Raw genomic sequence first — 14,044 nt, forward strand, 5'->3', positions numbered from 1 at the left:
GACGAGGTTGGAACGTTGCCGCTGACCCTGCCGACTCTGACAACGGGCACCGACAATTTTCAGGGTGACGTGCCTGAGGCGGCGTGCCTCAGGGGGAACGCGCTTCGGCGTAACCGGCGGACGTGGAATCACGTCGGCCGCGTCGGATGCGCCCCACCCGTGACGATGCCGCGCGCCCCTCCGTTCAGGGTCGAGGTCCGGAAGGGCGCGAAATGTGCCGGGAACCTCACACGTTCCGGGGAGGAGCGGGCGAGTCCTCGGGGAGCGTCCCGCTCGCGCCCCCGACGCCGGCGAGGCGCTCCGCGATGTCGGTGACGAGTGCCGCCTCCCCGTCCTCCGGATGGCGGTGATCCCCGGGAAAGGTACGCAGCTCGAACCCGGAGGCCGCGACGCGGCTCCAGGCGCGCATCTCCCCGTGACTCACGCGCGGGTCTCCCGTCCCCAGGTAGCCGGTGATCGGAACGATGACCGGCGGGGTGGACGCGGGCCGGTAGGCGTGCAGGAGGTCGTGGTCGGCCCGCAACGCGATCATCGCCAGGTCCATCAGCTCAGGAAAGCGCAGGAGCGTCGGGTCCGCGGCGGCGGCCCGCTGGGCGAGCTGACGGTCACCCACGGGGATCCTTCGCGCGTCGTCCGCGCACAGGTGCGGCGCCGCGTGCGCCGACACCAGCAGCGCCACCGGGGAGATCCGGTACTGTCCGGCGAGCCTGACCGCGACCTCGTACGCGACCACGGCGCCCATACCGTGCCCGAACAGGGCGAGCGGCCGATCCGCGAAAGGGAGCAGCGCCCGGCACACCTGGTCGGCGAGAGGTTCCATGCGGTCGATCGGTCGCTCGCCGACGCGATTCTGCCTGCCGGGGTAACACACGGCGGAGAGCTCGATGTCGGTGGGCAACAGGTCCTGCCACCCCTGGTAGGCGGTCGGGGCACCTCCGGCGTGGGGAAAACAGACGAGGCGCAGGCGAGGCTCGGCGAGCGGGCACTGCCTGCGCAACCACAGGCGGGAGCTCGCCGGGAGGGTCCCTTCGAGCATGTCCCACTCGGGGACGCCTGATTCGGGGACACCCGAACGTGGGATACCGAGATCGGGTCCGAGGACATCGGAATCCGACGTCCCGGAACCCGGGACGTCGAGGTCGGGTCCGAGGGCAACGGAACCCGAGGCTCCGGAGCCCGGAACACCGAGGTCGGGAGCGCTGGGATCAGGAGCTCCCGGACGGGGACGACCTGGCCTTCGAGGGCCGGGATCCGGGCCCGCTGGACCGGGGCCGGGAAGGCCCGGGCCGGGACCGGGGATTCCGGGACCCAGGCCTCCGGGATCGGGGATTCCAGGACCGGGACCTCCGGGAGCAGGACCTCCGGGACCCGGGATTCCAGGACCGGGGACGGCCGGGTCGGGAAGGCCGGGGCCGGGAGCGCCCGGCCTCGGGAAACCGCGTCTCGCCCTGCCGTCAACCGGTTCGAACCCGTGCATGCTTCCCCTTAGCGGTTATGGACGGCCGCTCGGCGGCTACGGAACTGTTCGGTCAGCACCGCCACGTGCTCGCGCCGGTAGCCCTGCTCCATCGCCCTCAGCACGCGTTCGCGCATCACCGCGAGGTAGGACTGGTCGATCCCCGCCCGCTCCGCGATGCCCGCCAGGTTGTTGAGGACGTCCAGGTGCGAGGTGAGCGGGGCCTGCTCGAAGGTGTAGTCGCGGCGCGCGATGAGGCCGAGTCCGACGCAGATCGTGTTCCGGAAAGCGGGGTCGTAGAGCGGCACGGACTCCGCGAATTCGTGGAGGGGGACGCCGATGCTCTCCGCGATGGCCGAGCATTCGAGGAAACCGCTGAGGAACGCGTAGTGGAAGGCGCTGGAGACGACGTGGTACGCCTTGGCGTAGACGGGGTCGGCGCCCAGGCGCACCTGCTTGCCGGACAGCGCCTCGGTCACGCCCGCCAGTTTCTTGAAGTCCTCGGCCGCCCCGCTGTAGACGGTGAAGCAGTCTTCGGTGCCGATGGCGTCCGGGTAGTTGAGGATCGCGGCCTCCAGATATCTGCCTCCGGCGGCCTCCACCCGCTCGCGCAGGGGGGCGACGTCGTCGGGAACACCTCCGGCGCTCTGGACGACGAGCTTCCCGGAGAGGTCGGCCCCGGCCTCGTCGAGGACCGCGTGGGTGATCTCGTAGTTGAGAAGACACAGCAGCACGATCGGGGAGGTCTCGATCGCCTCGGCCACCGTCGCGTGGAGGTGGACGTCCCTTCCCGCGAGTCTCGCCGAGTGTTCCGGCGTACGGTTCCAGACCGAGACCTCCAGGCCGGAGTCGACGCAGGCCCGTACGATCGCGGAGCCGGTCACGCCGGTCCCGACGACCGTCACATCCGTCATGGCACCACTCCATCCTGGTGAAGGTCATGCCGACCCCGTCGACCTCGATGACGTCCGCCCGCTCGGCGAAGGTGTCGAACCGCCGTGCGGTGCCGAATGTAAGGCGAATTACGCCATTAGTCATAAATCGCCGGTCGCGCTAATACGTCGGCCGAGCGAAACATTAGCAGCGGACGCGGGAACAGTCGATGACCTCGAATATTTGGTTCTCACCCGGCAAGGTCAACATTTCCACGGATATCAGCCTTGACGTCCCACCCTTTCGCCATAACACCATCCTCCAGCAAAGGACATCAAAAACCTGCCTTCTCCCTGACTCCCCTTTTTCCATCCATGAGCGTTCCGGCTATGCGAAACAGCTGTATCGCAAGCAGAGAATCAACGACCGTCGCCACTGCTCCAGATGAGCATTTATGCGTATAAGTCGGGCCGATGTGCAGGACCGGCTCCTACGAACGGCGCGGAAAGCCCGACGCCGGCCACCCTGTGATGTGCTCTCAGGAAGTCTGCGAGGTCGCGGCCTCGGGGCGCAGGTCGGCGAGGCTCAGCTGGTGCGCGGGCTCCTCCGGCAGGACGATCCGGCGGGTGGGGACGAGATCCGGTCCGACGTGGAGCAGTTCGCCGGGTTCCATCGGGCTCCATCCGGGATGGTCGTCCATGTGCTCGCTCGCGACCACGTAGGCGGGGGCGCCGACGAGGTCGCGGGAGCGGACGCGGATACGGCCGTCGGTGCCGCTCTGGTCGAGGTGCCGGCCACCGTGGCACCCGCCCGCGGCACGCTGGAGCACGTACAACCGGTGGGTGTCGGGATAACGCAGCGCCCACAGATCCCGCGGGGTGGTGAGAACCAGGTTGAGGCCGTAGATGGGCAGGTGCTGGGCGACCCAGCGGGCCGCGGCCTCGATACCGGCGGCGACGTCGCCGCCGTGCGCCCTGGTCTCGCGAGTGATCAGCGCGAAGAAGCGTTCGGAGTCGGTCTCCCCCTTGACGAGCTTTCGATCCTCGCCCAGCTCCGCGTCGAGGTCGTCCAGGCCCTCGACCACCCCGTTGTGCGCGAAGAGCCGCCCGTCCTGCAGGAAGGGATGCGTGTTGCGTCTCTCCAGGCCGCCGGTGGAGGCGAAACGTACGTGGGCCACGAAGGTGGTGGATTCCACCTCCTTCGCCTCCTCGGCGAAACACCGGTCCCGGTAGGCGGCGATGGGCGCCTTGTGCACCTCCGGGGTGCCGTCGGCGTCGAAGTACCCCAGACCGGTCCCGTCGGGATCGCGGTGGCTCTGCTCACTGAGGCTGTCCGGCGCGTCCAGAAGCCAGAAGGTGGCACGCGTACGCCGAGGCGCGCTGCTCAGACCGAACAAACGGCACATCTCACTGTCTCCTTCTCACTTTGTCCTTCGCCCGCGCCGGCCCTCCCCCTGCCGACGCGAGCGCCTGCGCACACCCTCAGCCGTGGTGTCGGTGTCTCTTCCCGGCACCGTGCGCGAAGCCTCCGGCGTCATCGGCGGTGCGGTGGCCGCCTTGCGCCTCCAGGCGGGGCAGGACCCTGCGCAGGTCCTCCATCAACAGATCGGCCAGGTCGTGGCTGAAGCCGTTGCGGACGACGACGCGCAGTACCGCCAGGTCCGTACGGTTCTCGGGAAAGGTGTAGGCGGGCACCAGCCAGCCGCGCTCACGCAGCGCGGCGGAGACGTCGAAGACCGTGAAGCCGGCGACTCCCTCACGTACCCGGAAGGCGAACACCGGAGCCTCGCCGCCGTCGGTGAGCAGCTCGAAGTGGTCCAGCCCGGCGATCTCCCTTGCCAGGCGGGTCGCCACGTCCCGGCAGGTCCGCTGCACCCGGCGGTAGCCGTCGAAGCCCAGCCGCAGGAAGTTGTAGTACTGCGCGACCACCTGGGCGCCCGGCCGGGAGAAGTTCAGCGCGAAGGTCGGCATGTCCCCGCCGAGGTAGTTGACGCGGAAGACCAGATCGTCGGGGAGCGCCTGGGAGTCGCGCCACAGCACCCAGCCCACCCCCGGCATCACCAGCCCGTACTTGTGTCCGGAGGTGTTGATCGACGCCACCCGTGGCACCCGGAAGTCCCAGTGCAGGTCCGGATCGAGGAAGGGCGCGATCATCGCGCCGGAGGCGCCGTCCACGTGGATCGGCACGTCGAGTCCGGTACGGGCCTGCAGGTCGTCCAGGGCCGCGGCGATGTCGGCGACGGGCTCGTAGCTGCCGTCGTAGGTCGAACCCAGGATGGCCACGACCCCGATGGTGTTCTCGTCGCACCGCTCGACGGCGGTCTGCGGGCTCAGGTGGTATCGATCGCCCTCCATCGGCACGTAGCGGGGTTCGATGTCGAAGTAGTCGGCGAACTTGTCCCAGCAGATCTGTACGTTGACGCCCATGACGAGGTTGGGCCGGTCGTCTGGGCGGCCCTCCGCCCGGCGCCGCTGCCGCCAGCGTCGTTTGAGCGCCAGGCCGCCCAGCATGGCCGCCTCGCTCGACCCTGTCGTCGAGCAGCCCGTCGCGCGGTGAGGCTCCTCGGCGTGCCAGAGCCTGGCGAGGATGTCCACGCATCGCGTCTCCAGCTCCGCGGTCTGTGGATACTCGTCCTTGTCGATCATGTTCTTCTCGACGCACTCGGCCATCAGCCTCAGTGCCTGCGGCTCCGCCCAGGTGCTCACGAACGTCGCGAGGTTCAGCCGCGCGTTGCCGTCCAGCATCAGCTCGTCGTGAACCAGCTGGTAGGCCGTCTCCGGCTCCATCTCCCCTGCCGGCATGGCGTGGCGCGGGACCCGCAGGGGCTCCCGGCTGAAGATCGGATTGATCTCCAGATCCCGGCTTCCGCGCCCGGTGTGACCTGGCCGCCTCAGAGGCATCGTCCACGTCCTTCCCCAGCTGATCAAACCGCTGTGAGCTGGGGTTTTCCCCTTGAACGGGGTACCCAGGCCACCGCCGCGCGACACCCTCGCCGCAGTGGCCCCGCCGAGACCTCACCGCCTGACCGGGAAACCGTGACCGTTGACCGGGACCGTTGACCGTGTCCGTGGGCCGGGACCGTACGTCGGGACCGTGGGCCGAGAACGTGGGCCGAGAACGTGAAAGCAGATCGGCGGATCGGGTGATGAGGGATGACCGCTGATCGCGTCCGAAGGGTTGCACATGACGGGAAGACCATCGTGACCACGATGTCCTGGACCGATCGTCCAGCGGACGACGCCGAGGTCCTCCGGCTCTCCCTCGTCGAGTCCGAGCGGTTCAGCGCGATCTTCGACCTCCACTTCCACGAGATCCACCGCTACGTCGCGCAGCGACTCGGCGCCGACAGCGCGGAGGACGTCGTGGCGGAGACGTTTCTCACCGCGTTCCGCAAGCGGGCGCTCTACGACCCGTCGCGCGCCGGCGTGCGGGCCTGGCTGTACGGGATCGCGACCAACCTCATCGGCAAACAACGTCGCGTCGAGGTGCGCACGCTACGCGCGCTCGGGCGCCACGGCCCGGACCCCGACTCGCCGGGACACGAGGAACAGGTCGCGGCGCGGGTCAGCGCGGAGAGCCTGCGGCCGAGCCTGGCGACGGCGCTGGCCGGGCTCCACCGGCGAGACCGCGACGTCCTCCTCCTGGTGGCCCTGGCCGGGCTCAGCCACGAGGAGATCTCCGGCGCCCTCGGCATCCCGTACGGGACCGTCGGGTCACGCCTGAACCGGGCGAGGAGAAAACTGCGCGCCGCGCTGGGTGGCACCAACCCCATGCTCGAACCCGAGGAGACCGATCGTGGATGAGCTGGAGAAGGTTCGCGAACTGTACGGCGAGCCGCGGCCCGACCCGTTTCTCAAGGCCAGGGTGTTCGGGCGGTTGCAGGCCGAACCCCGGCGCCGCCGGTGGTTGCCGTGGACGGTCGCGCTGACCGGCCTCGCCACCGCCATGACCGTGGTCCTGATCGTGGCCGTGCTCGTTCCGACGACGACGGCGGACCGGGCCCCCGAGATCTCCGGGCGGTCGGTCCTTCTCGCGGCGGCGACCAGGGCGGAGGCGGACCCCGCGACGACGGGAGCGTACTGGCGGGTCAAAAAGTCGCACCGCAGGACACACCCGGAGCCGCTGGGAAAGGGGCAGAACCGCTACCAGGTGGTGGAGTCGTGGCTCACCGAGCAGTGGGCCGCCGAGGACGGCAGGATCTGGGCCGGTTCGCGGACGCTGGGGGCGCGTCCGGGAAGCGCGGCCGACAGCGAGGCGTGGCGCCGCGACGGGTCTCCCAGTGAGTGGGCGGGCGTGGCCCCGTCCTGGAGTTCTTCGGGAGGAGAAACCCTGTCCTCGTCGCCGGGTGAGGGCCTGCTCAAGCCCGTCACCGGCAGGACGGCCTTCAGCGTGGCCGGCCAGGACATGACCTTCGAGCAGATCCGGGAGCTTCCGGCCGACCCCGCCGCGCTGAAGGACCGGATCTCCTCGATGGTGCGAGGTGCGCCGCGCGGTTCGGACAGCGGCGTCCTGGCGGACGCGCTCAGCGGTCTGCTGTGGAGCAAGCCGTCGTCGCCCGAGGTGCGGGCGGCCGCCTATCGTGCCCTGGCGGAGCTGCCGAACGTCCGCTACCTGGGCACGGCGCGGGACGAGCGGGGCAGGAAGGGTGCCGCGTTCTCCTTCACCGTGCGGACCTCCCCGACCGCTCCCGCCCTCGTCCAGCGGACGCTGATCATCGATGTCGCCAGTTCCCGGGTGCTGTCCTCGACCGATGCGGGCGGGCCCGGGGAGGAGGAGGTCGAGGTGGTCCTGGAGGCGGGCTGGACGGACGACAAACCCGCCCCTCCCTCACTCCCGTAACCCGCCCGATCACCGCCTCCACAGCCCACCGGACGCCCCCGGGGCGGTCACCGTCTCCACATCCCCGTAACCAACCGGACGTCCCGGGCCTCGCCCGACCGGTCACGTCTCCTTGACCCACCGGCCGTCTTCAGGCCGCGCCGGCCCTCCCGCAGCTCACCGGTTCTCTTCGGGCTGCGCGGAAACGGCCCGGCCATCCCGGTGTACGACCGTTCGCGGGCTCGTGAGGACGTCCGCACCTCACCCTTTGGAGCGATCACGTGTTTCAACGCGCCCGCAGGGCCCTCGGCCTGGTCACGAGGCGTCCCGCCCCGTTGTCCCCCGTGCCCCAGGACGGCCCGGTCGTCTATCCTGCCGGGTGGTTCCCAGCGATCAAGGTTGACGAGGTCATGCGGGGCCGGGTCGCGTTCGTCGGCCTGCCCCCCGCCGACCTGGGCTCGGACATCGACTGGCGCGCCGACCCGTACGGCAACCGTTCCTGGGCGCTGAACCTCCACGCGCTGAGGTGGATGGGCCGCCTGGTCGGGGAGTACGAGCGGTCGGGCAGGCAGGAGTGTCTCACCCGCGCCACGGAGATCGCCGGCGACTGGGTAAGGAAGAACCCTCGCGGCGGGATCGGGGTCAGTCCCTGGGCCTGGGCCGAGCATCCGGTCGCACTGCGCGCACCGGCGCTGGTCTGTCTCAGCGCGCACGTACGCGCCACCTGGCTGTTCGACAGCCTGGCCGAGCACGGCGGGATCCTGTCCGACCCCGCGCCCTATCGTCAGGGCCACAACCACGGTCTGGACCAGGACATCGCGCTGCTCGCGGTCGGCTGCCGTCTCCGGCGGGAACGATGGAGGGACCTGGCCGTCCGGCGGATGACCGAGTCGGCGGAACTCTCCATCGACGCGCAGGGGGCGCTGCACGAGCAGGCCCCGAGATACGGCCTCTACGTTCACCGGCGGCTGGGGGCGGCCCTGGAGGCGATCGGGAGAAGCGGGGCCGCGATCCCCGCGAGCCTCGCCGCGCGGCGGACATCGCTGGAGGCGTACGTCAGCCACGCCACCCAGCCCGACGGCCGTCTGGTGCCGATCGGTGACAGCCCCGCCGACACACGCCCGGAAGGTTTCCCGCACGAGAAGGACACGGTGAAGGTGTTCGACGGCGGCTACGCCTTCGGCAGGACGGCGTGGGACGACCCGCGATCCGCCTACTACTCGATCAGGTTCGGCCCCGGACGCCGCCTGCACGGCCACGAGGACCATCTGGGCGTCACCTACCACGCCCACGGCCGGGACATCCTGGTGGAGGCGGGCTTCCACTCCTACGAGAGGACGGCCTACCGGGAGTGGACGACCTCCCCCGAGGCGCACAACGTTCCCGTCGTCGTGGGCGCCACCTTCCGCGAGGGTACGGCGACCCGCCTCGTGAACTCGTTCGTGGAACGCGCCCGCCAGTCCTACACGCTCGCCGACGACGCGTACGGCGTCCGGCGCACACGCTCGGTCCTGGTCTGTCACGGCACCGATCTGATGGCCGTACTGGACACGGTCCCCGCCGGGTCGGCGCTGCGCAACCTGTGGCACCTCGGTCCCTCGCTCAGGGTCGTCTCCAGCCGTGACGGCAGGGTGGTGCTGGCCGACGGGAGCCTGCGCGTGACGCTGCTGCAACTCACGATGCCCTCCCTCCGGCCGATCGGCGGCCAGGAGGTGCGCCCCTGCGCGATCTCGACCGGCTATCTCAAAAAGGCCGACACGGTGACGGTGCTCTCTCCCCCCGCCGCCTCCCTGCTGACCTTGATCGTCCCCGGCGCCGAAGATCCGGAGATCAGCCTCTCCGAGGGAAGGGTGACCGTCCGCACCCCCGGCGGCCCCGTCTCCTTCACGCCCTCACTCGACCGTCCCTGACCGGTACCGCGCCCTGTCCGAGACCGACCTCTGGGGGAGTGATCATTATGGCGGCCGAGCCGAATCGCCCCCAACAGGTACCGACCACAAAAAGATCGGCATACCAATGCCGGATACGCGATCCAGAAGGGCCCGCACACGGAAACGCCTGATGCGAGGCTCTTTTCCGTGTAAATCTGATCGCGTGCATCCAATCACAACTCTCCCCGCCGCCGTTCCGTCCGGCGAAGCAGCCCCCGAGCCGGCCGTACACCCCCTCATAATCCTCGCAGGCCTCCTGATCATCGGATATCTCATCTCCTGCGCATTTCATCCATACATGAGATGCAAAACCTGCAACAGGTCAAAAGAATCGCATTCCACAACCTTCAAGGGCGCATTTGGTAAATGCCGCGCTTGCCAAGGAAAGGGACATCACATACGGCGAGGCGCGCGGTTCCTCGGACGGAAGGAGTGACCGGATCGCCCGCGACGTCCCATAAGACGAGATGTCCGCCCTTGGAGGGAAACTCAAAACGCGTCGGGTCCAGGCGAAGTCGCCTGGACCCGACGTCCGTCATCGGCTAGCGGATGGTCATGCCCTGGTCCATCTCTGGGTGGCCTGGCCGTTGCACGTGGCGACGGTCACGGCGGAGGTGTTACCGGTGCCGGTGACGTTGAGGCAGAGGTTGTTGGCGCCGCTGGTCACGGTGCCGTTGGAGTTGAAGGTCCACTGCTGGTTGCTGTTGGTGTGGCAGTCCCACAGTTGCACGCGGGTGCCGGAGCCGGCGTTCGTGGGTGAGTCCAGGCACTTGCCGAGGGTCTGGAGTCTGCCGGAGTCGTGGCTGAAGAGCTGGTTGGGGTTGGTGTGGCAGTCGTAGATCTGCAACTGGGTGCCGTTGGCGCTGGCGCTGTTGGGCGAGTCGACACAGCGTCCGGCGCCCTCGTTGCGCAGGCGGAAGCTGGTCGTGGGGGTCGGGGTGGGAGTCGGCGTCACCGTCGGGGTGACGGTCGGGGTGGGCGTCGGGTTGGGCGTGGAGGTGCTCTGGAACTGGGAGACGAACTTCCACACCTCCCCCTTGGTCCAGGTCTGGGCGCCGTTCTCGGTGTAGGTCCCGTCCACCGGGGCGGGCGTGTGACCGTTGTCGTACGCGGCCCAGACGACGGGGTATCCGGCCCGGCACCCCGAGTAGGCGGTGACGACGTGCCCTCGGCTGCCCGAGCCCGGCTCAGGCGGGTTCTGGGCGGTACAGCCGTTGTTGCGGACGAACCTGTCCCGCAGCGCCCGCCCCTGCGAGATGTTGAGGACGCTGTCGGTGATGCCGTGCAGTCCCATGTACGCGATGGGCTGGGAGCCGTCGCTGCATCCGCTGAGCTGCGCGCCGGCGAACACCGCGACCGCGCGGAAGACATTCGCGCGGCTACAGGCGAGGGAGAAGCTCATGCCGCCGCCGTAGCTGAACCCCATGGCGAAGCGCAGCGAGGGGTCGACACAGAGGTCCGCCTCCACCCGCCGCATGATGTCGTCGAAGAGGGTGACGTCCTCGCCGTTGGAGTTGGCCCAGCCGTTGTTGAGGCCCTGCGGCGCGATGAAGATCGCGGTGTTGTTCGACAGCTGCCGCTGCCCGTAGTAGGACCAGGAGGCCCCGCTGCTTCCACCGGAGTCGACGTCGTTCATGGTGCCGTTCAGCCAGTGGATGCCGAAGATCAGGCGATAGGGGTTGTTGTTGTTGTAGTTCGCGGGAATTCGCAGAATGAAGCTGCGATTCTTCCCGCTGGACTGAATGGTGTGCGTTCCGCTGCTCAGCGTCGGGTTCTTTCCACATCCCGCGGTTCCCGCGAATGCGGCGGCGGACGCAGAGCTCCCCGCGCTGCTCCCGCTGCTCATCGCCGCGTGCCCCGTCATCAGGACGACAGCCGCCGCGAGCGCCACGGCCCCGAGGATGGACCTATGCTTCAACATTTGCGCTTCCCTCTGGCTGTAGGGACCGGGCCGACGATAAAGACATGTTCTGCGTTCCTCTCCATCAGCGGCATCCAATTCCTGGAGTTGTGAAACCGGAATCGAATTGTGAGCGCTAACGTTCACCAGAACTCATCGGTATGCCGCTTGCACGCGTAGGGGGTGTAGTGCAAGGGAGCAAATACGACCCGATTGCGGATGTCAAGTAACTTGCTTCGCAGCCCCGGACGCCCGGGCCCGTGGGGCGCGCTGGCCAGGGAAGGTTCGCATCCGCCCTCGGCTCACAGGATGAAACTTTCGTAGTGAGGTAGGTCAATCACGCACCGGACAGAGGACGACGACCCCAACCGTGATCATGGAATGCCGCCGTCACGCGCATTACGCCTTGCCGGGAAGTTTTCGACAGAGTTCCGATAGTTTCGGCGCCCATTCGGCGCGATCAACCGCGGAGAACCGACGACCGTTGACAGCCGGACGATCAGAGAGCGCCCGGGACCGCGTAAGAACAGGTCACGGGCGCTCTTGTCACGGCCATGAGGGGTAGGGCGGGCGGGACTCGAACCCGCGACCCAGGGATTATGAGTCCCGCTCACTGCCACCTTCGATCAACCTGTCTACCTGGGCAAACGATCTGAATGCTTTGCGTCTACGCAGAACTTCAGCACGCATTCGGCACAGCGCTGCTCCACCAGACACTGAATGCTCCTCACCCCTACGGGCATGGGAGGACATCCCGCACCACAAGCTGGGCCGCTTCTACCTCGGCTCACCCCCACGGGAGTGGAGAGGATCCGGAAGACCCGCCGCGCCGTGAGCAACGGTACGGCTCACCCCCACGGGCATGGGGAGGACGAGGGCGTCGTCTTCGCCAAGGCGGTCAAGGACGGCTCACCCCCACGGGCGCGGGGAGAACTTGGTGTCGGTGATCTTCCGGTAGAGCTTGTCCGGCTCACCCCCGCAGGCGTGGGGAGGACTGGAACAGCACGTCGGCGTTCTCTGCGGTCAGCGGCTCACCCCCACGGGCGTGGGGAGGACAGGCGTCATCCGCACAGTGACGGGTTCCGGAACGGCTCACCCCACGGGCGTGGGGAGGACCCGGAGCCGGAATTCACGGTGCCGCCGTAGTCCGGCTCACCCCCACGGGCGTGGGGAGGACAGTCCGGGGAACTTCAGCGGGATCGGCCGGGCTGGCTCACCCCTACAAGTGTGGGGAGGACTCCACGATCCGGGAGAACGTGACGGCGCTGAGCGGCTCACCCCCACGGGCGTGGGGAGCACTCCGCCATCGCGAGAGACGCGCATCATGCCGTCGGCTCACCCCCACGTGCGTGGGGAGGACCTCACCCGCGGCATGCTCATGGAACTCGCCGCCGGCTCACCCCCACGGGCGTGGGGAGGACGCTTTCTTGCTCGCTGCCGCGTACGCGCGAGGCGGCTCACCCCCACGGGCGTGGGGAGGACTCAGCCACGCCAAGGACCGGCATCTCGTAGTCCGGCTCACCCCCACGGGCGTGGGGAGGACGATACCGCGATCATCCCCCTGACGGCGCACGACGGCTCACCCCCACGTGCATGGGGAGCACAGAGAGACGCGGCCTACCGCGCGGCTCTGCGCCAGCTCACCCCCACGGGCGTGGGGAGCACCCCCTGGTGATACGGCTGTTGCAGCTGGCGACGGCTCACTCCCACAGGCGTGGGGAGGAAAGCACGCTCGCCTCAACGAGCCGCTTGAGCTGCGGCTCACCCCCACGGGCATGGGGAGGACCTCCGGGTCGGTCTCAGCGCACAGGGCGAGGTCGGCTCACCCCCCACGGGCATGGGGAGGACGATTCGAGCGGATGGCGCTGGCTCTTCCAGCGCGGCTTACCCCTACGGGCGTGAGGAGGACTCACCGAACCCCGCTACCCCGAACGGAGCATCCGGTGCACCCCCACGGGTGTGGGGCGGGGACCAGCTCAGACATCAGGTCGATGCCCTGCGGCTCACCCCCATAGGCGTGGGGAAGACACCAAGCGCGGCCCTCATTCCGCTGGACAGAGTGGCTCACCCCCACGGACGTGGGGAGGAGGGTGACTACGCGCCCGTCAACGTCGCGGTCCGCGGCTCACCCCTACAGGCGTGGGGAGGACGACGTGCAGATCAGCAACTCGCACGCCGACTACGGCTCACCCCCACGGGCGTGGGGAAGACTCGTAGCCCATATCGAGGTCGATGATCGCCGCCAGCTCACCCCCATGTGCATGGGGAGGATGTCGGCGTCATACAGACGTTCATCGGCGTGTTCGGCTCATCCCTACGGGCGTGGTGAAGACGCGTACCTCGTCGAGAAGAAGGCCACCCGCCCTGGCCCACCTCCACGTACGTGGGGATAAGACCAACCTCTGCGGGGAGATCGCTCTGGAGCCAGGCTCACCCCCACGGGCGTGGGGAGGACACCGTGCCAGCAGCGCCCGCCACCTGGTAGATCGGCTCATCCCCATGGGCGTGGGTGAGGACGGGGACAGGCCCCCGTTCCCGCTGTGTTCCCGCGGCTCACCCGCACGGGCATGGGGAGGATGAACTCGGCCACGAACGGGGTCCGAGCTGTACGGCTCACCTCCCGGTGTGGGGAGGACCCGTCGTAGACCATGTAGAGCGCCTCAGCGATCGGCTCACCCCCACGGACATGGGGAGGGCCAGCCCTTAACCGGCGTGATGAAGTAGTCGTACGGCTCACCCCCACGGGCGTGGAGAGGACGCCAAAAAGACTTGCTGGCATTGTGGCAGGACGACTCACCCCCACGAGCGTCGGGAGAACTCACCGTCGGAGATAACCCCCTGGTCGAACATCGGCTCACCCCCACGAGCGTGGGGAGGACGTCACTTTGCGGATGACGCGGTCCAGGACGCCCGGCTCACCCCCACGGGCGTGAGGAGGACCCCGACAGCAGCACGTCGCCGGGCTGCAAGTTCGGCTCACCCCCAGGGGCGTGGGGAGGACTCAGCCTGAGCCCACGCGGGCAGGTCATCGACCGGCTCACCCCCACGGGCACGGGAAGGACAGAT

8 protein-coding genes are annotated in these 14,044 nt (G+C 68.7%); 3 read left to right on the forward strand and 5 right to left on the reverse strand.

The genetic code is table 11. The annotated features are described in order from the left end of the window. Positions 1–226: 226 nt before the first annotated feature. The 4 genes from AB0B90_RS03310 to AB0B90_RS03325 form a co-directional block, all read right to left on the reverse strand. On the reverse strand, positions 227–1,036 hold the full coding sequence (locus AB0B90_RS03310; protein WP_362920512.1) for a thioesterase domain-containing protein: 810 nt from the start codon (positions 1,034–1,036) through the stop codon (positions 227–229). 449 nt (positions 1,037–1,485) lie between these two features. Continuing rightward, a complete protein-coding gene (locus tag AB0B90_RS03315) occupies positions 1,486–2,370 on the reverse strand; it encodes an NAD(P)-binding domain-containing protein (RefSeq protein ID WP_350944371.1) in 885 nt (294 codons plus the stop codon). 497 nt (positions 2,371–2,867) lie between these two features. Then, positions 2,868–3,734 carry a class II glutamine amidotransferase gene (locus AB0B90_RS03320; RefSeq protein ID WP_362920514.1) on the reverse strand — a complete coding sequence of 289 codons (867 nt, stop codon included), beginning with the start codon at positions 3,732–3,734 and terminating at the stop codon, positions 2,868–2,870. A gap of 76 nt (positions 3,735–3,810) precedes the next feature. After that, positions 3,811–5,229, reverse strand: coding sequence for a glutamate decarboxylase (locus AB0B90_RS03325; RefSeq protein ID WP_362920516.1), 1,419 nt, complete (start codon positions 5,227–5,229; stop codon positions 3,811–3,813). Between the two features lie 309 nt (positions 5,230–5,538). Here AB0B90_RS03325 and AB0B90_RS03330 point away from each other — a divergent pair, with 309 nt between their 5' ends. From AB0B90_RS03330 to AB0B90_RS03340, 3 genes are all read left to right on the forward strand, one after another. Further along, positions 5,539–6,132, forward strand: coding sequence for an RNA polymerase sigma factor (locus AB0B90_RS03330; RefSeq protein ID WP_350944399.1), 594 nt, complete (start codon positions 5,539–5,541; stop codon positions 6,130–6,132). Next, the gene (locus AB0B90_RS03335) at positions 6,125–7,168 is read left to right on the forward strand and encodes a CU044_5270 family protein (RefSeq protein WP_362920519.1); all 1,044 of its coding nucleotides are present in this window, start codon (positions 6,125–6,127) and stop codon (positions 7,166–7,168) included. Before AB0B90_RS03330 ends, AB0B90_RS03335 begins: the two co-directional genes overlap by 8 nt. 260 nt (positions 7,169–7,428) lie before the next feature. Beyond that, complete coding sequence (locus tag AB0B90_RS03340; RefSeq protein ID WP_362920520.1) at positions 7,429–9,057, forward strand: heparinase II/III family protein; 1,629 nt, start codon at positions 7,429–7,431, stop codon at positions 9,055–9,057. Between the two features lie 574 nt (positions 9,058–9,631). Here the strand turns inward: AB0B90_RS03340 and AB0B90_RS03345 are convergent. Then, entirely contained in the window at positions 9,632–10,999 is a 1,368-nt protein-coding gene (locus tag AB0B90_RS03345; RefSeq protein ID WP_350944404.1) for a ricin-type beta-trefoil lectin domain protein, read from the reverse strand. Positions 11,000–14,044 lie beyond the last annotated feature (3,045 nt).

It is taken from the genome of Streptosporangium sp. NPDC049078, from assembly GCF_040648855.1.
Classification (GTDB): Bacteria; Actinomycetota; Actinomycetes; order Streptosporangiales; family Streptosporangiaceae; genus Streptosporangium.

Coding starts and splice junctions, on each gene's coding strand:
- AB0B90_RS03315 (WP_350944371.1), bottom strand. CDS start 2,370: ATGACGGATGTGACGGTCGTCGGGACCGGCGTGACCGGCTCCGCGATC.
- AB0B90_RS03325 (WP_362920516.1), bottom strand. CDS start 5,229: ATGCCTCTGAGGCGGCCAGGTCACACCGGGCGCGGAAGCCGGGATCTG.
- AB0B90_RS03320 (WP_362920514.1), bottom strand. CDS start 3,734: ATGTGCCGTTTGTTCGGTCTGAGCAGCGCGCCTCGGCGTACGCGTGCC.
- AB0B90_RS03310 (WP_362920512.1), bottom strand. CDS start 1,036: ATGCTCGAAGGGACCCTCCCGGCGAGCTCCCGCCTGTGGTTGCGCAGG.
- AB0B90_RS03345 (WP_350944404.1), bottom strand. CDS start 10,999: ATGTTGAAGCATAGGTCCATCCTCGGGGCCGTGGCGCTCGCGGCGGCT.
- AB0B90_RS03330 (WP_350944399.1), top strand. CDS start 5,539: ATGTCCTGGACCGATCGTCCAGCGGACGACGCCGAGGTCCTCCGGCTC.